A 22,656-nucleotide genomic window follows, 5' to 3' on the forward strand; every position below is an offset into this window, starting at 1 on the left:
TGATAGGCGCCGGCATTGTTTGCCGGCGCTTTCTTCGAAGCGCAAGAGGTTTCGTAGGTAAGTCGAACGCTTATGCAAAGGCAATCTCCACAAGCCGTTACCGTCCTCGGTTCTACGGGTTCCATTGGTGTGAGCACTCTGGATGTGCTTGCGCGCCATCCACAGCGTTATACCATCTATGCCCTGACGGCCCGCGAGCGTATCGCAGAGTTGGCCCAGCAGTGCCGTAAGCACAACCCGCGCTATGCGGTAGTCACCAGTGAAGGGCGGGCCGAGGAGTTGCGAAGCTTGCTGGAGGATGACGTTTCGACTGAAGTTCTGTGGGGCTTGGAAGGACTCTGCCAGGTTGCCTCTGTGGATGAGGTGGATGTGGTTATGGCGGCGATTGTTGGCGCCGCAGGCTTGCGACCGACCCTAGCAGCCGTTGAGGCTGGCAAGAAGGTACTGCTCGCCAATAAAGAGGCGTTGGTGATGGCTGGGCCGGTTTTTCTGCGCGCTTTGCGGGCAGGCGGAGCCCAGCTTTTACCTATCGATAGTGAACACAATGCTATTTTCCAGTGCCTGCCTCAGCCGTGCGATAGCCTGGAGGCTGCAGGAGTGGAAAAGATTCTGCTTACCGGCTCCGGCGGCCCATTTCGCACCCGCGAAACAAGCGATTTACATCGGGTGACGCCTGAGGAAGCCTGCGCACACCCCAACTGGTCGATGGGACGGAAAATCTCGGTGGATTCGGCCACCATGATGAACAAAGGGTTGGAGTTTATCGAGGCCTGCTATCTGTTCAACGCAAGCCCAGAGCAGATAGATGTAGTTGTGCACCCACAGAGTATTGTGCACTCCATGGTGCAGTATCGAGATGGCTCCCTGTTGGCACAGATGGGGAATCCAGATATGCGCACCCCAATCGCGCACGCACTGGCCTTTCCCGCTCGTATAGACGCGGGGGTTCCGGCGCTCGACCTGATTGCACAGGGACGACTGGATTTTGAGGTGCCAAACTTTCAGCGATTCCCCTGTCTGCGCCTTGCTCGTGAAGCTATGGATGCCGGTGGTAGTATGCCGACGGTGCTAAATGCCGCTAACGAGGTGGCTGTCGAGGCGTTTTTACAGGGACGGCTGGCATTTACTAGTATTGCTGCGGCTATAGAAAAAGTAATGAATAGCGCTCCCAGTGTTGAACTGACGGGGCTGGACGTAGTCGAAGCCATTGATCTCAATGCGCGGGAGCTGGCCCAGCAAGCTGTTGGAGCCCTTTAGATTTGCTGCTGGGCATATAATGCCGGGATTTGCGCATGAAAAGAGACTGTAACTGAGTATGGATCTGATTCAGACGGTAATCTGGGCCCTGGTGGCCCTCGGTATACTGGTATCCTTCCACGAGTTTGGACACTTTCTCGTAGCACGACTCTGTGGGGTCAAGGTGCTGCGCTTTTCTGTGGGCTTTGGCCGCCGCTTATTCTCCCGTTATGACCGGCACGGCACCGAGTTTGCAATCTCGGCAATTCCCCTCGGTGGCTATGTCAAAATGCTGGATGAGCGGGAGGGGCCTGTCCCCGCCCACGAATTGAACCAGGCATTTAACCGCAAGAGTGTATGGGCGCGTATGGCGATTGCCGCAGCGGGCCCTGCAGCCAACTTCCTGTTGGCCATTGTACTGTTTTGGGTTGTCTTTATGGGGGGGACGGCGGGCCCGGTACCTATCGTAGATAACGTCAAACCCGGAACTATTGCTGAGGCAGCCGGCCTGGAGCCCGGGCAAGAAATTGTTGCGGTGGACGGCGAGGACACACCTACCTGGCAGGCGCTCAACTGGCGCCTAGCCAATCGTCTGGGAGACAGTGGCGCAATAGAGTTTTCAGTGCGCTACCCGGACTCCAATCTCGAATATCACATGGCGGCCGATATCGACCGCTGGCTCTCCGGTCAGGAAGTGCCTGACCCATTGGGAGAGATTGGCCTCGAACTCTGGACTCCCCCCATTAGTATGACGCTCCACCAGGTTTTGGAAGGTAGCGCTGCCAGCGCAGCGGGTCTGCGTGCGGGTGACAAGATAGTGGCAACCGATGGGAGAACTTTTTCCGGTTGGGAGGAATGGAGCCAGTATGTACGTGCACGCGCAGGAGAGCCTCTTCAGGTAGAGGTGGAGCGGCAGGGGCAGCGTTTGACCCTACCAGTGACACCGGCAGAAGTGACACTTGATAGTGGTGAGCGCGTCGGCCAAATTGGTGTGCAGCCAGTAACAGAGCGCTGGCCAGAAGATCGGGTCAGGGTTTTCCATTATGGCGTGGCGGGAGCGCTATCGCAGGGGCTTCAGGAAACTTGGGATAAAACCCTGTTTACCTTGAACAGCTTAAAGAAATTGATTTTTGGTCAACTTTCGACCAAAAACTTGAGTGGCCCCATCACCATTGCTAAAGTGGCGGGTACTTCCGCAGAGAGGGGATGGCAGTCATTCCTGTCACTTTTGGCTCTGCTCAGTATCAGTCTCGGTGTACTCAATCTGTTACCCATTCCGGTACTCGATGGTGGTCACCTTCTCTACTACGGTATTGAGGCGATCAAGGGGTCTCCTGTGTCTGAAAGAGTACAGGTGATCGGCTTGCAAGTGGGCATGGCCCTGGTGCTTTGTATTATGGGGCTGGCTCTCTATAACGATATTTTGCGTTTGTAGCGCTCTAAAGCTTATTTTCCCAACTGCACCGAGTGTGAAGGAATTTTGTTGAGTGAGGGCGTTGCGGGTTGTTTTTACAACCTCTGTATTAAATTGAAGTAACTCGGCATTGGTATGAAATATTGGCTGATAACGATGACTTTGGGCCTGGTGCTGCCTTTCAGCGTTTTGGCACAGTCGTTCGTTCTCAGTGATATCCGGGTGGAAGGGCTGCAGCGTGTTTCAGCTGGCACTGTTTTTTCATCGCTTCCGGTTCGGGTTGGCGATGAGGTTGGGCTTGATGACATACATGGGGCAACCCGAGAGCTGTTCCGCACTGGTTATTTTGAAGATATACAGATTGGTCGTGAAAATAGCGTTCTCGTTGTTAATGTCAGGGAACGACCGGCCATATCAAAAATTGGTATTTCGGGAAACAAGGCGATTGCCGCAGAGGATCTGCTAAAAGTGTTGGAGCAATACGGCCTGGCCGAGGGACAGATTTTAAAACGCTCGACTCTCAAAGGTTTGACTCAGGAGTTTGAGCGCCAGTATGTGGCACAGGGGCGCTATGGCGCTAGCGTCAAGACTGAAGTCAAAGAGCTACCGCGTAATCAGGTTGAGCTGCGAGTTATTGTTGAAGAAGGGACTGTCGCTGCGATTAAACATATTAATATTGTGGGGAATCGTGTCTTTTCCGATAAAGAGCTTGGCGAAATTTTTGAGCTCAAAACTACCGGCTGGCTCTCTTGGTTGCGCAGTGATGATAAGTACTCTCGTGAGAAACTCACTGGTGATCTCGAGCGTCTGGAGTCCTATTACCTCAATCGTGGTTACCTTGACTTCCAGATCGATTCGACCCAGGTATCTCTGGGGCCGGACAGGAAAAGTGTTTTTATCACCATTAATGTGAATGAGGGTGATGTTTACATTGTCAGTGAGGTAGAACTCGCAGGAGACCCGGTAGTTTCTGAGGAAGAGATACAGCGCTTGTTGTTAGTACGTGAAGGTCAGATATTCTCTCAAGAGAGGGTAACTACAACTTCCGACTATATTTCCAAGCGTTTGGGTAATAAAGGTTACGGTTTTGCTGAAGTGAGTGGCATTCCAGAGGCCAATAAAGAAGAGAATACAGTAAAAATCACCTTCTTTATCGATCCGGGAAAACGCACTTACGTACGGCGTATTACTTTTCGTGGAAATACTCGTACCGCAGATGAAGTCTTGCGGCGAGAGTTGCGCCAGATGGAGTCGGCTTTAGCTTCCTCGGCTCGTATTGAGCAAGCCAAAGCGCGTCTTGAGCGGCTTGGTTATTTGAAGGTAGTGAAAGTTGAAACTGTTAAGGTATCCGGTGATTCAGACCGGATTGATGTCGATTACATGGTAGAGGGGCAACCCTCAGGTTCCGGGGGAGCGGGGCGCTAATAAAGTGCTGTAACTCCTGGATTGCGAATAAAAAGACTCGGAATTAGTAGATGAAAGATTTCCTGAAAGCGGCCTCCCTCGGCCTGATGTTGCCTTTAAGTGCAATAGCGCAGTCGTTCGTGGTTAATGATATTCGCGTGGAAGGATTACAACGCGTCTCTGCCGGTACCGTTTTTTCCGCCCTTCCCGTGCGAGTGGGTGATGAAATTGAGTCTGTGGAAATCCAGAGCGCCACTCGAGCACTATTCCGTACCGGGTACTTTGAAGACATCCAGATTGGCCGTGAAAACGGTGTGCTTGTGGTCACGGTGCGTGAGCGCCCTGCAATCTCCAAAATCGAGATCTCTGGGAACAAGGCTATCGCCACTGAAGATCTACTCAAAGGCATGAAAGACAACGGTTTGTCCGAGGGGCAGATCTTTAAGCGTGCAACTCTAGAAGGGCTTGCTCAGGAGCTTGAGCGTCAATATGTAGCGCAGGGGCGCTATGGAGCCAGCGTAAAGACCGAAGTCAAAGAGCTGCCGCGCAACCAGGTCGAGCTGCGGGTTATCGTCGATGAGGGCTCGGTTGCGGCTATTAAGCACATCAATGTTGTGGGTAATCGGGCCTTTTCCGATGAGGAACTGGCGGAAATTTTCGAGTTGCAGACCACTGGTTGGTTGTCCTGGCTGCGCAGCGATGACAAGTACTCCCGAGAGAAGCTCACCGGTGACCTGGAGCGTCTGGAATCATACTATCTCGATCGCGGCTACCTGGATTTTCAGATCGAGTCGACCCAAGTTTCCCTGAGTCCCGACAAGCAGAGCGTTTTTATTACGGTCAATGTGCGAGAGGGCGATGTTTACACGGTCAGCGAAGTGGATCTTGCCGGTGATCCGGTGGTATCGGAAGAGGAAATCAAGCGCCTGTTGTTGGTACGTGAAGGGCAGACTTTCTCCCAAATCCGGATGACCACCACGTCCGACTACATTACCAAGCGCCTGGGCAATGAGGGTTATACCTTTGCCGAAGTGAATGGTATTCCCGAGCCCAATAAAGAAGATAATACGGTAAAAATCACCTTCTTTATCAATCCCGGCAAGCGTGCTTATGTGCGTCGAATCCAATTCCGCGGAAACACCCGTACTGCCGATGAAGTATTGCGCCGTGAGATGCGCCAGATGGAGTCTGCCTCGGCCTCTTCCGCAAGAATTGAGCAGTCCAAAGTGCGCCTGGAGCGTCTCGGCTACTTCAAAGAGGTAGAAGTGGAAACCGCAGAGGTTCCAGGCACCTCTGACCAGATCGATGTGGAATATACCGTTGAGGAGCAGCCTTCAGGTTCTATCGGCGGCACCATCGGCTGGGCCCAGAGCAGTGGCCTGGTACTCGGTGGTAATATTCAGGAGAACAACTGGCTGGGTACTGGTAAGCAGGTAGGTATTGGCTTGAATGTGTCCGAATACCAGACTGCACTCAATTTTTCCTATCTTGATCCCTACTTCACCCCGGATGGCGTAAGCCGCGGGTTTAACGTTTTTTACCGAGAGAATGATTATTCGGAAGTCAACCTGTCCGACTACAACACTACAAGTTACGGTGCTGGTGTTAGCTTCGGTTACCCGGTTTCAGAAATTTCCCGAGTGGGATTAAATGTTAATTTCAATCATTTGGAGCTTTCGGCTTCGAGAAGTTCTGTGCAGGAAATCACTACCACTCCTCAACCTATTGATGGGGTGGATGGAATCATTACCTACGAGGAAGCAGATCAAATTGTTGCAGACTTGGAGGATGGTATAGCAGCAAATTTGGCGATGCCATTAACTGACGGTTTATTTAGTACACCAAATGGCTTCATCGATCGCTATGGTGATGCATTCAATAACTTGGGATTGACTGCTTCTTATGCCCGCTCAACATTGAATCGTGGAATACTGGCAACTCGCGGAGCTTCCCAGAACTTCTCCGCAGAATTCACTGTGCCTGGTAGTGATCTCGAATATTATAAATTTATTTATACCGGCCAGTATTTCCGCCCATTAACTAAGAGTTTGACCCTGCGCTTGCGTACACGGTTGGGCTATGGAGATGGCTACGGCGATCTCGACCAGCTGCCCTTCTTTGAAAACTTCTATGCCGGTGGTTTTGGGTCTGTACGTGGTTTCAAGCGTAATACTTTAGGTCCTCGTTCTACTCCAGCTGTATTCTTGGGACCTTATACCTATCCTGATTTGTCCCAGACCCAAACTGGACCCTGTGCAACAGATGGTACAGACATTACAGAGCAATGTTATTTGGTAGATGAAAATGGTTCTTTGGTGACGTACACGAATGGTGACCCTGACCCCTTCGGCGGCAATATCCTAGTTGAAGGTAGTGCCGAAGTTATCTTCCCACTGCCGTTTATCAAAGATCAACGCTCTCTACAGTCTGCTTTCTTCATTGACGCAGGTAATGTATTTGACACCAGTTGTGATGAAACCCAGATCAACTGTTACGATGTGGACTTCGGTAAAATGAATGTTTCCGCGGGTATCGGCTTGACTTGGGTGACCGGTTTTGGCCCACTCACCTTCAGCTTGGCTAAGGCCCTGAAGAAAAATGATGATGATGAAACCGAAGTGTTCCAGTTTACCCTGGGTAATAGCTTCTAAATTAATCGGACATAAATGGATAGAGCGCAGTTGTTGCGCATAAAATAAAATCAATTGGAGAGACCAAAGTGCTTAAGAATGTAAAGATTTTCGCAATCCTGCTGGTTGGTATAACCCTGTCTGGTGCCGCTCTGGCGCAGACAAAGGTTGCGGTATTTAACCTGCAGGCCGCGATTATGAGCACCGATGTGGCCAAGACCAAGGTCAATTCACTGAAGACCAGTTCCGAGTATTCCAAGCTGCAAAGCAGCGCCGAATCCATTCGCGCTGAGCTGCAAAAAATGGCAGAGGACGCGCAGAAAAACAGTGTTACTTGGTCCGATGAGCAGAAAACAGAATACCAGCGTAAAATGAACTTTAAGCGTTCAGACTTTGAAACCACTGTTAAAAAGCTTCGCGCAATGGAAGCTCAGGTAGGACAGGAAATCCAGACTTCTTTGGGACCCAAAGCCAAAGCCGCGCTGGAAGCGATCATCAAAGAACAAAAGTTGGATTTGGTGTTGGACGCCTCTACCGCTTATTTTGCCAATCCTTCAGTAAACCTGACTGAGGCTGTCGTAAAGCGTATGAACGCTGATAAGTAATCGATAGCCTGTATGAGAGACAATTTGTCGTTAACCCAGCTTGCACAAGCGCTGGGTGCTGAGTTGCGTCTAGCCCCGGGGGTAGACGCAGACCATGTAATTTGTGGCCTGAGCACCTTGCAAGATGCAGGGCCGGACCAGCTGACCTTTCTGGCAAACCCCAATTATCGTCGCTTCCTCAAGAGTACCTCTGCTGGTGCGGTACTTGTGACCAGTGAGTTTGTTGAGGAGACACCTGTTAGTGCCCTATGTGTGGATAATCCCTACCTAGCTTTTGCCAGGGCCAGTGCTTTATTCAATACGGCTCCAACCATAGAGGCTGGAGTGCACCCTAGTGCTGTAGTTCACTCAGATGCTGAAGTGGACCCCAGTGCCTCCATTGCCGCGGGTGCAGTAATTGAGGCATTTGCGAAAATTGGTCCTAGTGCATCGGTTGGTGCCAACTGTTTTGTAGGAGAGGGTAGCACCTTGGGTGAAGGGAGCTGCCTCTTTGCTGGTGCGATATTGCATCACGGTTGTCAGGTGGGTCGGAATGTTATCATCCATAGCCATGCGGTTATTGGTGCGGATGGCTTTGGTTTTGCTCCTCATCAGCGGGAGTGGATAAAAATTTACCAGTTGGGCGGCGTCCAGATTGGCGATGAAGTTGAAATTGGTGCCAACACCTGTGTGGATCGTGGAGCGCTAGGTGATACGGTGATTGGCCGTGGAGTCAAGATCGACAACTTGGTCCAAATCGCGCACAATGTGCAGATTGGTGACTACTCAGCCATCGCCGCATGTACCGGAATCGCCGGCAGCGCAATGATAGGGAAGCACTGTGCTTTAGGTGGTAGCTCCCGCATAGCTGGGCATGTAACGATCGCCGATGGCTGCCAGGTTACCGCTAATACCTTTGTGACCAAATCCATTGAAAAACCGGGAATCTATTCCGGCGCCTTACCCTTTGATGACAGTCAGTCTTGGCGTCGCAACGCGGTGCGCTTCGGTCAGTTGGATAAAATGGCGCGAAGAGTGAAAGATTTGGAGAGGCAACTTGAGGTATTGTCCCGCGACAGGGATGAATAGCTCAACTGCTGTAAGAAAAACAATTTTGAATTGCTGTTTTCGGGGCGTTTAACGCCCCGAAGTGGTTTCTGGGGGCATTTGGAATGATGGATGTAACTGAGATTCGCGAGTACCTGCCACATCGCTATCCGTTTTTATTGGTGGACCGAGTAGTAGAGCTCGAGGAAGGAAAGTTTATTAAGGGGTATAAAAATATCTCTGTTAATGAAGAGCTGTTTAACGGTCACTTTCCACAGATGCCGATTTTTCCCGGTGTTATGATCGTTGAGGCTTTGGCACAAGTTTCTGGAATCCTCGGCTTTAAGACATTTGGTAAGAAACCAGAGGATGGCTACCTCTACCTGTTTGGCGGTGTTGACAAGGCTCGATTCAAGCGTCAGGTGGTGCCGGGGGATAGGCTGGATTTGATGTCCGAAGCGGTTTCGGTACGTCGCAACATCTGGAAGTTTTCCTGTAAGGCCAGTGTGGATGGAGAGTTGGCTGCCTCTGCGGACCTTCTGTGTGCAGTGAAGCAGGTCTAGCATTTCTGCTCGTCACTTGATGTGACCACTGAGGTGCTTTAGATAGTTTTCCGTTGTTATTTATGTGAAGTTGTAGTGTCCGTAGTGCCGCTACTTGAGGAGTAGATTCCAGAATGCAGACAAATATCCACCCCACAGCTATTGTCGATCCGACGACGGTTATCGGTTCCGGGGTGAGTATCGGAGCCTATTCCATTGTCGGGGCCAATGTGGAGCTTGGTGATGGCTGTGAGATAGCTTCACATGTCGTATTGAGCGGGCCCACCAAGCTCGGAAAAAATAATCGCATTTATCAGTTCGCTTCGATAGGCCAGGATACGCCGGATAAAAAATACCAGGGTGAGGAAACTACCCTCGTAATTGGTGATAACAATGTCATTCGCGAGGGCGTCACTATTCATCGCGGTACCGTGCAAGACCGCGGGGAAACTACAATCGGTAGTGATAATCTGATTATGGCTTATGCCCACATTGGCCATGATAGTGTTGTCGGTAACCATACGATTTTGGTGAATAATGTAGGGCTTGCTGGCCACGTTATTGTCAAGGATTGGGCAATTCTCAGTGGCTACAGTCTTGTGCATCAACATTGCACGATTGGGGAGCATGCTTTCCTGGGCATGGGGGCGGCAATCGGTAAAGATGTGCCCGCTTACGTTATGGTTGCCGGGAATCCGGCGGAGGCCAAAACCATCAATGCGGAGGGGTTGCGTCGTCGCGGTTTTTCCCGTGAGGATATCTCTTTGATCAACAAGGCTTACAAAACGGTCTACCGGCGTGGCCTTACCTTGCAGGAGGCCTTACAGGCCCTGAGAGAGTTGCGTGAACAGTCCCCTGTGATCCAGCCCTGGATTGACTCCCTACAATCCTCAGCCCGCGGCATTGTCCGCTAATCACAATCATTTACGGGGAGTGCTGTTATTGGCCACTTCCCCAAAAAATTCTTTCTTCTTTTGCTCGATGTTTGTAAGAGTTAGGTCTATTCCGCTCTGGGGGAATATTTAGGCGTGTCAGAAAATAATAAACCGGTTCGTATTGGTATTGTTGTTGGCGAGGCCTCAGGGGATATCCTTGGTGCAGGTCTTATAGAAGCCTTGCAAAAGCGTCTACCGGGAATTCAATTTGAAGGGATTGCGGGCCCGCGAATGCTGGCTTTGGGAGCAAAAACCCTGTTTCCGATGGAGCGGCTCTCGGTGATGGGTTTCGTTGAACCGTTAAAGCGTTTGCCGGAATTGTTAAAAATTCGCCGCACCCTGCGTGAGCATTTCACTGAGAATCCACCGGATCTTTTTATCGGTATTGATTCGCCGGATTTTAATTTATCGCTGGAAGAATCTCTCAAGGCCGAGGGCATCTGCACCGTACACTATGTCAGCCCTTCAGTTTGGGCGTGGCGGCGGGGGCGGATTAAAAAGATCGCCCGGGCCATCGATCATATGCTCACGTTACTGCCTTTTGAGGCGGCCTTTTACCGGGAAAACCAAGTGCCGGTGACGTTTGTGGGGCATCCCCTTGCGGATGAAATCCCCCTGCAGGTTAACAATGTCGCAGCGCGCAAAGAGTTAGGTTTTGAAGCTGATGATAGAGTTATCGCGCTGTTGCCGGGTAGTCGTGGCGGTGAAGTGCGTTTACTAGGGCCGTTATTTTTACAAGCGGCTCGCTGGTGTTATCAGCGTCACCCCGATCTTAAGTTTGTTTTGCCGGCGGCCAATGAGCAGCGCCTGGCGGAATTGAAAGAGCAGCTGGAGAGTTTCCCAGAGCTGCCGGTTACCGTGCTGGAAGGGGATTCCCACAAGGCCCTCAGTGTCTCTAATTCCGTATTGATTGCCTCGGGCACGGCGACTCTGGAGACGATGCTGCTGAAAAAGCCCATGGTAGTGGCCTATAAACTGGGCAAAATCTCCTATGCCATCGTCTCCCGTATGTTACATACCACCTGGGTCTCGTTGCCTAACTTATTGGCACAGAGGGAGCTGGTTCCGGAAATATTACAGAGTGATGCGACCCCTGAAAATCTTGGGGCTGCGTTGATGCGCTATTTTGAGGATCCGTTGCTCGGCGATCAGTTAGAGCGCGAGTTTGACGACCTTCATCAACAGTTACGACGAAATGCCTCCGAGCGGGCGGCCGATGCTATTTGTACTCTTTTGAAGTAATGAGGTTATAAAAATCCATGAGCATCAAAAAAGAATTGCCGCCGTACATCTGCCCTTATAAAGGGGATCTGCTTGCCGGAGTTGATGAGGTCGGCCGTGGTCCATTGGCTGGAGATGTCGTGGCGGCTGCGGTAATTCTCGACCCGGCCAAACCTATTATCGGGCTGGCTGACTCCAAAAAGCTCAGTGAAAAAAAACGAGAGTTACTCTTTGATGAAATCTGTGAGCGCGCTCTGAGTTTCGCTATCGCTCGAGCTACAGTCGAGGAGATCGATCAGATCAATATTTTGCAGGCGAGCCTGCTGGCAATGCATCGCGCGGTGAAGCAGCTTTCCTTGCAGCCGGAATTTGTGTTGGTGGACGGCAACAAGAAACCGGATTGGCCTTACCCCTGCGATACTGTGGTCAAGGGGGATGCTCGCGTTGCAGCGATTGCCGCCGCCTCGATTCTGGCAAAAGTGGCGCGGGATCGTGAGATGGTGGAGTTGGATTCGAAATATCCAGGCTATGGGCTGGCCGGCCACAAAGGCTACCCAACCAAGGCGCATATGCAAGCCCTGCAAGAGCTCGGGCCTAGCCCGGTACATAGGGTGAGCTTCGCCCCTGTGAAGAAGCTCTTAGTGGATTTCGCCTGAGCTCAGGATTCACCAAGTTATTGGTTAACGCTCGATTTTCTTAACGCGGGCTTTGGTGATCATCTTGTCTGATACCTCTTCAATTTCCACCAGATAATTGAGGATATACAAGCTGATATTGCCATCTGGGATGCTTTCCAGGTGCTCCATGGCGAGGCCATTGAAAGTCTTGGGGCCGTCGGTGGGCAGATCCCAGCCCAGGGTGCGGTTGATATCCCGAATAGAGGTTCCGCCTTCGATCATATACCAGCCCCCTTCAACGGCGACAATTTCCTCGTCGTCGCTGGGTACTGGGCTCGCAGTGAAATCACCGACAATTTCCTCCAGTAGATCCTCCAGGGTCACGATCCCCATCACTTCGCCGTATTCATCTACAACCAGGCCCATGCGGCGCTTGGTTTTCTGGAAGTTCATCAGCAGGGTAGGGAGGGGCGTGGCCTCGGGTACGAAGTAGGGCTCACCGGTAAAGGATTTGAGCCTTTCGGCAGTGAGGCTATCGGGGCCGTCGCGCAGAATTTGTGCGGCGCGGCGTAGGTGGAGAATGCCCACCACATGATTGATATCTCCCCGGTAGACCGGCAGGCGCGTATAGGTGCTTTCTGCCAGTTGTTGGAGGATTTGATCAGCGCTATTTTCCAGGTCGATTCCCATGACCTCGTTGCGGGGAATCATAATGTCCTCCACCGTGGCCTGGTCCAGGTCCAGCACATTGAGGAGCATGCCTTTGTGCTTGCTGGGTATGAGGGCACCGGACTCAAATACCACGGATCTTAGCTCTTCTGGTGCCAGGTGCTCGGCATCTCCGCCAGAGGTTGTCTCGACACCGACCAAGCGCGCGAGGCCATTTGAAATACTCCCTACTAGCAGTACAAAGGGGGTCAGAAGCCACTGAAGGGGGCGCAAAACTAGGGACGCGGGGAAGGCGATCCGCTCAGGATGTAGTGCGGCAATTGTTTTCGGGGTAACTTCGGCGAAAATAAGGATAACTACGGTAAGGGCTCCGGTGGCGTAAAGAAGGCCGGCATCACCATAAAGCTGGGTAAAAACGGCACCGGCAATAACCGATGCAAGGATATTCACCAGATTATTACCGATCAGGATAACGCCGATCAGTTTGTCTGGGCGGGCGAGCAGTTCCATGGCTCGCTTGGCTCCGCGGTGACCATTCTTAGCCTGGTGGCGCAGGCGGTAGCGGTTCAGCGCCATCATGCTGGTTTCGGAGCTGGAAAAGAAAGCCGATATCACAATCAGCAGGGCCAGCAGGCTAAACAGCAGGCCCGGGGGCATCTCGTTCAAGGGAGAACTCTTTTTATTTCTGAGCGGAGATATTGGAACAGAACAGAGACCTCCGCAAGTTTTCTAGTCATTAGTAGCCCAAAGCATACAAATTAAGGGCTAGAGAGATGGTAGGAATCTACAGTTACCGACCACAAAATGCTGGTGTATTGGAGTGCTGTTGCCAATAACTTCCTGTCGGTTTAACTGCGATTTCCTTTTCTTATTTAACCGCGCTGAAGAATAACCTCAATTACCAGCTTGCTGCCAAAGTAGGCCAGCATGAGTGCGGCAAAGGCGCACAGAGTCCAGCGCACGGCGGTATTGCCGCGCCAACCCCACTGCCAGTGCCCCCAGAGAAGGATACTGTAGAGTACCCAGGCGATCAGAGAGAGTATTGTTTTATGTAGGGGACCCTGCTCAAAAAGGTTGCCCACAAATATAAATCCGGTAATCAGGGAGGCGGTTAGTAGCAGTTGACCAAAAGCGATCAAGCCAAAGAGTAGTGACTCCATACTCTGCAGAGGGGGAAGCAGCCGCATTGCGCCCACAGGCCTGTGGTTGTGCAATTGTTGATTCAGGTAGTAGAGGTAGATGGCCTGCAGGGTTGCCAGGGTGAGCAGAGAGTAGGCGCAGATAGATAAAAGCGCGTGCACAGCTATACCCGAAGACAGCTGTTGGTGTGGTGCCACAGGTCCCCAGATATGGGCGTCAGCAAGCTCAGTGAGCGCTCCGATTGGGGCAAAAATAAGGATCAACAGGGTGAGTGGGCGGCTTACAGTCAGGATAAGTAGCAATAGGTTCACTACCCAGGTGATGAGTGACAGCATCGCCAACAGGTCAAAGCGGTAACCTGCGGGGGAAAACAGCGTGTGTGCCAGAGATATTGCATGGGCAATCAGTGCCCCGGCAAGCAGGCCCAGCAGGAGCCAGCGCTCGGGCTGTTGTGCGCGGGCAAGGGCCCTGGCCGCGACAATGGTGGTAGCTATATATAGCGCGATGGCCGTCCAGTGGGCGAATGCCGCCATTGGTTAGATCCGTATCTTCTAAGCAGTGGAGGAGGAGTGTGTCACAGCCCGCTTTAACAGGGAAGATCTGGTGATATTTCGGCTGTGACGGGACCTGGGCTATACTGCCGCGCCTCAGAGTGGGAGTTGGAGATACTCCCCTAAAAAATTTCGCGGCCCTCCGCACCGGGGTCCTGTCCGCAATCGGAGAAATCGAGACGAATTTATGTTCGATAACCTGAGTGACCGCTTATCGGCGGCCCTAAAAAAAGTCACCGGCAAGGCAAGCCTGACCGATGACAATATCCGCGATACCCTGCGCGAAGTGCGCAAAGCGTTGCTTGAAGCGGATGTCGCTCTGCCTGTAGTCAAGGCCTTTGTGCAGCAAGTGCGCACAGCTGCTGTAGGGCAGAAGGTTAGCAAGGCCCTGAATCCGGGCCAGCAGTTCGTCAAGATTGTTCAGGATGAGCTGGTCAAGGTAATGGGTGCGGCTGCAGAGCCCCTCAACCTTGCGGTGCAACCCCCGGCAGTGATACTGATGGCGGGCCTACAGGGCGCTGGTAAAACCACCAGTGTCGCCAAGCTGGCCAAATACCTGCAGGAGCGGGAAAAGAAAAAAGTCATGGTGGTGAGTGCGGATGTATATCGCCCCGCAGCCATTAAGCAGCTGGAGACTCTGGCCGGTGAAGTGGGTGCGCTGTTTCATGCTTCCACTCCAGAACAGAAGCCGCTGGATATCGCCAAGGGCGCGGTGGATGCCGCACGCAAGCAGTTTGCCGATGTACTGATCGTCGATACTGCGGGTCGCCTGCATATTGATAGCCAGCTGATGGATGAAATCCGAGAGCTGCACAGTGAGCTGGACCCCGCGGAAACCCTGTTTGTTATCGATGCCATGATCGGTCAGGACGCGGTGAATACCGCCAATGCCTTCAATGAGGCCCTGCCGCTTACCGGGGTCATCCTGACCAAGGCGGACGGCGATGCCCGCGGTGGTGCAGCGCTCTCGGTGCGTCATGTCACTGGCAAGCCGATTAAGTTTATCGGTGTCGGTGAAAAGACCGATGCTTTGGAAACCTTCCACCCGGATCGTATTGCATCACGAATTCTCGGCATGGGCGATATTCTGTCTCTGATCGAAGAGGCAGAGCAAAAGATCGACAAGGAAAAAGCCGAAAAGCTGGTCAAAAAGGTACAGAAGGGCAAGGGCTTCGATCTGGAAGACCTGCGCGACCAGCTGCAGCAGATGCAAAATATGGGCGGGTTCGGTTCCCTGCTGGAGAAAATGCCCGGTATGGGCGGCATCGCGCAAGCTGCCCAGCAGGCGGATATGGGCAAAGAATTCAAACGTATGGATGCGATTATCTCTTCCATGACCCCTGCGGAGCGCCGCAACCCGGATCTGCTCAATGGTTCTCGCAAGCGCCGTATTGTCGCCGGTTCCGGTACCCAGGTGCAGGATCTTAACCGGTTGCTCAAGCAGCACAAGCAGATGGGCAAAATGATGAAAAAGCTCAAGGGTGGTGGTATGGGCAAGATGATGCGCGGCCTCGGTGGAATGACTGGCGGTGGCGGCATGCCCGGAGGCCTCGGTGGGATGGGCGGTATGCCCGGTGGCCTGCCCCCCGGATTCAAGAAAAAGTAAGGGTTTCCGGGGCCCTGGCGGCCCCATGAAGCGCTATACAAAACCCTGGCGGTACATTAGAATACGCCGCCTTTCAGCCGGGGGTGAGCTGCCGGCAGAGTTGTTTGGGTGACGGCTAACGCTGTCGCCAAGTATTTAAAACTACAGGAAAGTTACATGGTAACCATTCGTTTGGCTCGTGGCGGTGCTAAAAAACGCCCGTTTTATCACCTGACCGTAACCGATAGCCGCAAATCTCGCGACGGTCGTTTCATTGAGCGTGTTGGCTTCTTCAACCCGGTTGCCCGCGGTCAGGAAGAGCGTCTGCGTATCGATCGTGAGCGTGTTGACTACTGGCTGGGTCACGGCGCTCAGGTTTCTGATCGCGTCAGCAAGCTGCTGAAAGAATCCGCTTAATTTGCGCGTAAGTGGTGCGTCTGTGACAGATAACGGAAACGCTTCCGAGGAATTGGTCACTGTTGGACGCGTAACTACCGTTTATGGTGTGCGCGGCTGGGTCAAGGTTCACTCCTATACCGAGCCGATGGACAACATCCTGCAATTCCCCAAGTGGTGGTTGCGGGGGCCAAAAGGTTGGGAGCCCTTGGAAATTGATGCTGGCAAGCGTCATGGCAAGGGATTGATCGTTCATGTGAAGGGGCTGGATGACCGCGATTTAGCGGCTCAACTTTGCCAGCGGGATATTGCTATTGCGCGTGACCTGATGCCTGAACTCGAGCAGGGTGAGTATTACTGGCACCAGCTTGAGGGTTTGCGGGTTATCAGCCGTTTTGACGGCGAGGAACACGATTTTGGCAGTGTCGTTCGCATGATGGAAACTGGCGCCAACGATGTATTGGTTGTGCGTGGTGGGACGGATAAGCGCGAGCGCTTGATACCGTATCTGCCAGACCAGTTTATTAAAGATATAGACCTGGAAGCCGGTGTGATCACCGTCGACTGGGACCCAGCTTTTTAAGGCGCTGAGCGATGGCTAAAAGAATCGCTCTGGTAAGCATTTTTCCGGAGATGTTTGCCGCATTGACCGAGTATGGTGTCAGTGGGCGGGCTGTTAAAGATGGCCTGCTGGAAGTACGCTGCTGGAACCCTCGGGATTTCACCAGTGACAAGCACCGCACTGTGGATGATCGCCCCTACGGCGGTGGTCCCGGAATGGTGATGATGGCCGAACCCCTTTATCAGTCTCTGCAGGCGGCATGCGCCTGGGCTGGAGAAGAGGGTGAAGCTGTACGCACTATCTACCTGTCTCCGCAGGGACAGCAACTGGATCAGCGTGGGGTCGAAAGTCTCTCTGACGCTGGCAACCTGGTTTTGCTGGCCGGGCGTTACGAAGGGGTGGATGAGCGTATCGTCGAATCGATGATCGACGAGGAATGGTCCATTGGTGACTATGTCCTTAGCGGTGGTGAACTGGCTGCTATGGTGATGGTGGATGCCATCACACGGCTGATTCCCGGCGCTTTGGGGCACGATCAGTCGGCGGTTGAGGATTCTTTCTCCTCGGGCTTGCTCGACTGTCCCCACTACACCCGGCCCGAACAGTACCGGGGTGTAGCGGTACCGGAAGTGTTGCTCTCGGGCAACCACGAAAGAATACGCCGCTGGCGCCTGAAGCAGGCACTGGCGCGCACACAGCAGCGTCGGCCCGACCTTTTGGAGGGGCTGGAGCTGGACAAGGAGCAGAAGCAACTGTTGGAGGAAATTCAGCAGGAGCGGAAATCCGACGAAACTTGATGCCGGATTCGCCGGGAGGCGAGAGTAGTTCGGTGAACTAGCTGAGAAGCTACATAAACTCTATTTGGGAGCAAATCCAAATGACTAACAAAATTATCCAGCAGCTGGAGCAGGAACAGCTGAAGAGCGAAGTACCTCCCTTCGCACCGGGCGACACCGTAATCGTTCAAGTGAAAGTAAAAGAAGGTAACCGCGAGCGTCTGCAGGCGTTCGAAGGCGTGGTAATCGGCAAGCGCAACCGCGGCCTGAACTCCTCCTTCACCGTGCGTAAAATCTCCCACGGTGTTGGCGTTGAGCGTACTTTCCAGACTCACAGCCCGCTGGTTGACAGCATCAAGGTTAAGCGTCGTGGTGACGTGCGCCAGGCTAAACTCTACTACCTGCGCAGCCTGACTGGTAAAGCCGCACGTATTAAAGAGAAGCTTAACTAAGCGCATCTCTTACAGCTCACCAAAAAGCCGGGGCAGTTGCTCCGGCTTTTTTGTATCTCAAGCAGACCTAGTGAATATTCGCTCTCAGATGCTTTGAGAGATTGTCGCAATTGTATAGTCATTTGCGCTGCTATCCTTTCTATCCCTTCTTGCTGAGCGCCCATCCGTTGGGTTCCCCTCTGTCAGATCCATAGAGTCAGTCCACAAGTTGGCTATTTGCACGTAGTTACAGGTGCTCGAATATGTTAAAACGCGCCATATAAACCTGATATGGCGCGCAGCTGCCATACTGGCTGGAACTGAAGGCCGACGATCGAGTCGAACCCCATTGAGAATTTAAGGAGCAATCGGTAATGATGCTTATCAAGAAGCCGCTGGCGCTCGCTGGTGCGCTGCTCGGTCTGCTTGGCCCAGCGGCCCTTGCAGAGGTCGACGCGAATGTTGCGAAGACAATCAAAGCTCGTCTAGAGGCCAGTAACCCAAAGCCCAAGTACGGTGACGTGCGTGAGACCCCCATCGAAGGGCTCTACGAGGTAGAGTTGGATGGTGGCAGCAGCACTCTGTTCGTCTCAGCCGATGGCAACCACTTTATCCTGGGTGACCTGTTTCAGGTGAAGAGCGGTGGCGGCTTTGCCAACCTCTCTGAAGGCCGCCGGGCAACTCGCCGGGCCAAGGTAATGGAAACCCAGAGCGTTGACGATATGATCGTTTTCTCGCCCAAGGGTGAAACCAAAGCGCGAATTTATGTATTTACCGATGTGGACTGCGGTTACTGTCGAAAACTGCACCAGGATGTGCCTGAGTTGAATAAGCGCGGCATTGAAGTCAGGTATTTGGCATTCCCGCGCGGCGGCTTGCAGTCACTGGGTTATCGCAAGCTCGCGACTGCCTGGTGTGCCGATGACAGCAACCAGACCCTGACCGCATTAAAAAATCGCGAAAATGTGCCACTGAAAGTTTGCGATAACAACCCGGTCGCGGCCCAATATAAATTGGGTAATGAAGAGATCGATGTGCGTGGGACACCCACCATCGTGATGGAGGATGGCAGAGTTGTGCCAGGCTATCTGCCGCCAGCTACCCTGATTAAAGAGCTGGGTATTTAAAAACCCACATATAAAAATCAGCGGCTAGCCTAAGGCAGCCGCTGATTTTATATCTAAGCTGGACTCTTCAGTGCCACCTTGCGCGGCTGAGTCATATTCTCCGGTGCGAGAATATCGTTTAACTCCTCTTCACTCAGCAATCCTTCCTCCAAAATCAACTGCTTGACGCTCGCGCCGGTCATCAATGCCTGCTGGGCGATGCGGGTGGCATTTTCATAGCCGATAAATGGATTTACCGCGGTAATCAGGCCGATACTGTTTTCGACCATCTGTCGGCAGTGCTCTTCGTTCGCGCTGATACCGTTGACGCAGCGTTGGGCCAGGGTGTGCATAGCCTGGGTCATCAGGCGCATGGATTGCAGCAGGTTGAAGGCGATCACTGGTTCCATGACATTTAACTGCAGCTGGCCCGATTCGGCCGCGAGAGTAATGGTCAGATCATTGCCGATCACCTGGTAGGCCACCTGGTTTACTACCTCGGGAATTACCGGGTTTACCTTGCCAGGCATAATAGAAGAGCCCGGCTGCATCGGTGGCAGATTAATCTCATTGAGACCTGCACGGGGGCCGCTGGATAAAAGGCGCAGGTCGCTACAGATCTTCGATATTTTTACCGCGATACGTTTCATCACCCCGGAAAACATGACAAAGGCGCCCATGTCTGAGGTGGCTTCCACCAGGTTTTCCGCGCAGACAAAGTCGATATCAGAAATTTCCGACAGTGCCGACACAACCAATTGACGATATTGCGGATCGGTATTAATTCCTGTGCCGATTGCGGTGCCGCCCATATTAATTTCATTAAACAGTACGACGAGCTCTTTAACCCGAGCGACATCTTCGCGAATAGTTGCAGCGAAAGCGGCAAACTCCTGCCCGAGAGTCATGGGCACGGCATCCTGTAACTGGGTGCGGCCCATCTTAATAACGTGGGAAAATTCCTTGGCTTTGCCATCAAACTCGATACACAACTCCTCCATGGATTGCACCAGGTCGTTGTAACTGAGTAGTACCGCCAGGTTGATGGAGGAAGGGTAAACGTCGTTGGTGGATTGCGACAGGTTGACATGGTTATTGGGGTGAACGTTTTTGTATTCCCCCTTGTTGTGGCCTAACAGTTCCAGGGCGCGATTGGCAATTACCTCGTTGGCATTCATATTGGTGGAGGTACCGGCACCGCCTTGAATCATGTCCACCAGGAATTGATCATGCAGTTTGCCTTCAATAATTTCATCGCAGGCTTCTGCAATTGCCGCTTGTAAGTTTTCTTCGAGGTAGCCAAGTTCGCAGTTGGCATGAGCCGCAGCCTTCTTCACCATAGCCAGCGCTTTGACCAAGTTGGGGAAATGGTTGAGGGTAATACCGGTGATCTGGAAGTTTTCCAGGGCGCGCAGGGTTTGAATGCCGAAATAGACATCGGCGGGTACTTCGCGCTCTCCGAGCAGGTCTTTTTCGATACGAAATTCACTGCCGGCAGAGAATACGGGCATGGATTTTAGGGTATGGAAATCATTTGTCATGATGCTTTTGCTTTCTCTTCATCTGCATAGGGGCAAGCGCACCAGTAGCCAGTATTAAGCTGGGTTCCAGGCTGCCCGTAGTTGTCATTATTCGGGCCTCTTGGTTGGGCCCTCAATAGAAATTTATGATTAAAGTGGGGTGGCAAAAAAACTCTGTGGACCTTCAGTATTGGTCGCCCGGATATTTTCGCGAATGCTGCGATTAATCTCGTCCGAGTCCGGGCCAAATACACCACATAGTTTTAATGCGTTCTTGATGCTGATATTTCTTCCGAGCGATTCCAACAATACTTTTGTGCATACGGGTTCACGTCGGTCACTGGCGGAGGCACCCAGTTTTAATCCTGACAAATAACTGACCCGGCTCTTGTAGGTGGGGTACAAAATTGTCTGGGCAATTTCATTGCGCGTCAGCGCTTCATAGCCGATCAGAAAAATACGCTCGGAGAGAAAAAGCAGCATGCCTTTGTAGCGAGATTTGTACCACTCCTCCCTGTCTGGGTAGCGCATGCGCTCGAAGCGCTGGAAATAATATCCTTCCCCATCGGATTCAATATGCAGCAGGCTGCGAATAATGTGATCGGGAAAGGTCATTGAGTAGTGGAACTCAAAGTAAAAACCCAGGTATTTATCTGCGCGGCCTTGGGACTCCCGCATTAACAGATCAATATCCGTGGAATAGGGGCGAGAAGGTTCAACGGTAGTGTGGGTGCTGCGTACCCGAACAATTTGCTCAAACTGTTCCGCGGGCATCAGAATTTCATGAGGTTCAACACCAAAGAAATGGCAGATCTTATTGAGGGTATACTGTGAGGGCTGGGTATTACCGTTTAGATATTTGTTAAATTGCGCTCGGTTCACGCCCATGCGCCGACACACTTCGGCGATCGATCGGTAAAAGCTGCACAGCAAGCGCAAGTTTTGTGAAAAATTATTGCTCATCAAGGAGTGTCTGCTTCTGGCCTAAATGCCCAGTATTTCCCATCTAAACGAATACTTGGCCACATTTGGCCGCCCGATAAAAAGTAGCTGGGATTTATATTTGCAGCGATAGACTGGCAGAATCTTCTTTATGCACTGCTCAATGAATCCCGTTTGGTTTTGCTAGGGTGTACATTCCCCACACAGCGGGGTTTCCATCAGTTTTTTAACTTCACTGCTCGTGTAATTCATGGCCAGCAGATGATTCAATTTGGCATAGCAGGCTTCACTGGTCATATCCAGGCCACCGATTACACCGGCGCGCAGTAGCGCAGAGCCCGCAGCGTACTTGCCGAGATCGACATGGTTTTCCAGACACTGGGATACCGCCACACAAATAATTCCCAGTTCTGCGGCTCTTGTCAGTTGTGCGGTAAAGGCCTGGTCGTCGGTGGGGGCGTTGCCGGTACCGTAGGTTTCAATCACTATGCCGCGCGGACGGGCTTCAATAATCTTGCTGAGGAATAGCGGCGTTATTCCGGGGAATAGTTTCACCAGTACAACGTTGCCATCGGCGTTTTCGGGAATCTCAAATTGTGGTGTGTCGCCGTGCATCAATAAAGCATTGGGGTCGATATGCACCTGAATACCCACTTCGCCGAGGCTCGGGTAATTGGGGCTGGCAAAGGCGTCCAATGAGCCGGAGCTGACTTTTACCGCGCGATTGCCGCGCAGCAGCTTGCCATTAAAGTAGAGGCAGACCTCTCCAATACTGTCCGAACCGCTCAACAGCAGGGCGGCGATTAAATTGTTGTAGGCGTCGCTGCGCATTTCCCGCAAGGGAATTTGCGAGCCGGTTACCACTACCGGTTTCGCCAGTCCCTGCAGGGCGAAGGACAGCGCGGAGGCGGTATAAGCCATAGTATCGGTGCCGTGTAGCACAACAAAGCCTGTGTAGTGGCTATAGTTGTCGCGTATCAGGGAGGCGATGCGGTACCAGTCCTGGGGTTGCATATTGGCGCTGTCGAGGAGTGGGTCGAGGGCCTGGAAGTCGTAGCTCGGCAGCTGGCCGATCACATCCTGTAGCAGGCGCTGCAGAGCACCTTCGAGGTCGGCGTCGGGCACATAGCCGGATTCGCTGCGGCGCATTCCCAGGGTTCCGCCGGTATAAAGGATAAGGGTTTTTTTCATCACTCGACCGCTATCTGAGTCCGTTTTCAGTGCGCCCATTTTTTGGAAAAGGCGCGGTGGATGCAATTTCGCAGGTTGCTGGTACCTGATGCTAGTAGATGCTCTTATAGCATCTACTGAGGATGGTTCCTATTTCAAGAGGATCTTTAGCGTGACA

At 52.4% G+C, this 22,656-nt stretch carries 20 protein-coding genes and 1 pseudogene; 16 read left to right on the plus strand and 5 right to left on the minus strand.

What is annotated here, in order from left to right; translation table 11 throughout:
* Positions 1-72: 72 nt before the first annotated feature.
* The 10 genes and pseudogenes from ispC (at position 73) to rnhB (ending at position 11,669) form a co-directional block, all read left to right on the plus strand.
* On the plus strand, positions 73-1,257 hold the full coding sequence (gene ispC / locus ACJJID_RS03785; RefSeq protein WP_444921549.1) for a 1-deoxy-D-xylulose-5-phosphate reductoisomerase: 1,185 nt from the start codon (positions 73-75) through the stop codon (positions 1,255-1,257).
* Positions 1,258-1,315: 58 nt separating this feature from the next.
* Positions 1,316-2,671 (plus strand): RIP metalloprotease RseP, encoded by a 1,356-nt coding sequence (gene rseP, locus ACJJID_RS03790; RefSeq protein WP_444921550.1) that lies wholly within the window; start codon positions 1,316-1,318, stop codon positions 2,669-2,671.
* Positions 2,672-2,785: 114 nt separating this feature from the next.
* Positions 2,786-4,063: pseudogene (bamA, locus tag ACJJID_RS03795) on the plus strand (outer membrane protein assembly factor BamA); the annotation flags it as partial.
* 62 nt (positions 4,064-4,125) lie between these two features.
* Positions 4,126-6,705 (plus strand): outer membrane protein assembly factor BamA, encoded by a 2,580-nt coding sequence (bamA, locus tag ACJJID_RS03800; RefSeq protein WP_444921551.1) that lies wholly within the window; start codon positions 4,126-4,128, stop codon positions 6,703-6,705.
* Positions 6,706-6,773: 68 nt separating this feature from the next.
* Positions 6,774-7,289: an OmpH family outer membrane protein gene (locus ACJJID_RS03805; protein WP_444921552.1), complete on the plus strand. Its 516-nt coding sequence runs from the start codon at positions 6,774-6,776 to the stop codon at positions 7,287-7,289.
* 24 nt (positions 7,290-7,313) lie between these two features.
* Positions 7,314-8,357: a UDP-3-O-(3-hydroxymyristoyl)glucosamine N-acyltransferase gene (lpxD, locus tag ACJJID_RS03810; RefSeq protein WP_444921553.1), complete on the plus strand. Its 1,044-nt coding sequence runs from the start codon at positions 7,314-7,316 to the stop codon at positions 8,355-8,357.
* Positions 8,358-8,440: 83 nt separating this feature from the next.
* Entirely contained in the window at positions 8,441-8,878 is a 438-nt protein-coding gene (fabZ, locus tag ACJJID_RS03815; RefSeq protein ID WP_152452498.1) for a 3-hydroxyacyl-ACP dehydratase FabZ, read from the plus strand.
* Between the two features lie 113 nt (positions 8,879-8,991).
* Positions 8,992-9,771 (plus strand): acyl-ACP--UDP-N-acetylglucosamine O-acyltransferase, encoded by a 780-nt coding sequence (lpxA, locus tag ACJJID_RS03820; protein WP_444921554.1) that lies wholly within the window; start codon positions 8,992-8,994, stop codon positions 9,769-9,771.
* 114 nt (positions 9,772-9,885) lie between these two features.
* Complete coding sequence (gene lpxB, locus ACJJID_RS03825) at positions 9,886-11,034, plus strand: lipid-A-disaccharide synthase (RefSeq protein WP_444921555.1); 1,149 nt, start codon at positions 9,886-9,888, stop codon at positions 11,032-11,034.
* A 17-nt stretch (positions 11,035-11,051) separates the two neighbouring features.
* A complete protein-coding gene (gene rnhB / locus ACJJID_RS03830) occupies positions 11,052-11,669 on the plus strand; it encodes a ribonuclease HII (RefSeq protein WP_444921556.1) in 618 nt (205 codons plus the stop codon).
* A 24-nt stretch (positions 11,670-11,693) separates the two neighbouring features.
* Here rnhB and ACJJID_RS03835 read toward each other — a convergent pair whose 3' ends face one another.
* Both ACJJID_RS03835 and ACJJID_RS03840 read right to left on the minus strand, forming a co-directional pair.
* The gene (locus ACJJID_RS03835; protein WP_444921557.1) at positions 11,694-12,965 is read right to left on the minus strand and encodes an HlyC/CorC family transporter; all 1,272 of its coding nucleotides are present in this window, start codon (positions 12,963-12,965) and stop codon (positions 11,694-11,696) included.
* 206 nt (positions 12,966-13,171) lie between these two features.
* On the minus strand, positions 13,172-13,972 hold the full coding sequence (locus ACJJID_RS03840; RefSeq protein WP_444921558.1) for a cytochrome C assembly family protein: 801 nt from the start codon (positions 13,970-13,972) through the stop codon (positions 13,172-13,174).
* 205 nt (positions 13,973-14,177) lie between these two features.
* On the opposite strand from ACJJID_RS03840, the gene ffh reads away from it, so the two are divergent.
* The 6 genes from ffh to ACJJID_RS03870 all read left to right on the plus strand — a co-directional run bounded on the left by ffh (position 14,178) and on the right by ACJJID_RS03870 (position 18,867).
* On the plus strand, positions 14,178-15,596 hold the full coding sequence (gene ffh, locus ACJJID_RS03845) for a signal recognition particle protein (RefSeq protein ID WP_444921559.1): 1,419 nt from the start codon (positions 14,178-14,180) through the stop codon (positions 15,594-15,596).
* A 156-nt stretch (positions 15,597-15,752) separates the two neighbouring features.
* On the plus strand, positions 15,753-15,992 hold the full coding sequence (gene rpsP / locus ACJJID_RS03850; RefSeq protein ID WP_226648429.1) for a 30S ribosomal protein S16: 240 nt from the start codon (positions 15,753-15,755) through the stop codon (positions 15,990-15,992).
* Positions 15,993-16,014: 22 nt separating this feature from the next.
* Complete coding sequence (gene rimM, locus ACJJID_RS03855; RefSeq protein ID WP_444921560.1) at positions 16,015-16,554, plus strand: ribosome maturation factor RimM; 540 nt, start codon at positions 16,015-16,017, stop codon at positions 16,552-16,554.
* 11 nt (positions 16,555-16,565) lie between these two features.
* Positions 16,566-17,330, plus strand: coding sequence for a tRNA (guanosine(37)-N1)-methyltransferase TrmD (gene trmD, locus ACJJID_RS03860; protein ID WP_444921561.1), 765 nt, complete (start codon positions 16,566-16,568; stop codon positions 17,328-17,330).
* 74 nt (positions 17,331-17,404) lie between these two features.
* Complete coding sequence (rplS, locus tag ACJJID_RS03865; protein ID WP_286037023.1) at positions 17,405-17,761, plus strand: 50S ribosomal protein L19; 357 nt, start codon at positions 17,405-17,407, stop codon at positions 17,759-17,761.
* A gap of 353 nt (positions 17,762-18,114) precedes the next feature.
* A complete protein-coding gene (locus ACJJID_RS03870) occupies positions 18,115-18,867 on the plus strand; it encodes a DsbC family protein (protein WP_152452516.1) in 753 nt (250 codons plus the stop codon).
* A gap of 53 nt (positions 18,868-18,920) precedes the next feature.
* Here ACJJID_RS03870 and aspA read toward each other — a convergent pair whose 3' ends face one another.
* From aspA to ACJJID_RS03885, 3 genes are all read right to left on the minus strand, one after another.
* Positions 18,921-20,387 (minus strand): aspartate ammonia-lyase, encoded by a 1,467-nt coding sequence (gene aspA, locus ACJJID_RS03875; protein ID WP_444921562.1) that lies wholly within the window; start codon positions 20,385-20,387, stop codon positions 18,921-18,923.
* 129 nt (positions 20,388-20,516) lie between these two features.
* Positions 20,517-21,329: a helix-turn-helix transcriptional regulator gene (locus tag ACJJID_RS03880; protein ID WP_444921563.1), complete on the minus strand. Its 813-nt coding sequence runs from the start codon at positions 21,327-21,329 to the stop codon at positions 20,517-20,519.
* Positions 21,330-21,491: 162 nt separating this feature from the next.
* Positions 21,492-22,499 carry an asparaginase gene (locus ACJJID_RS03885; RefSeq protein ID WP_444921564.1) on the minus strand — a complete coding sequence of 336 codons (1,008 nt, stop codon included), beginning with the start codon at positions 22,497-22,499 and terminating at the stop codon, positions 21,492-21,494.
* Positions 22,500-22,656: the final 157 nt, after the last annotated feature.

Source organism: Microbulbifer sp. CnH-101-G (genome assembly GCF_052466775.1).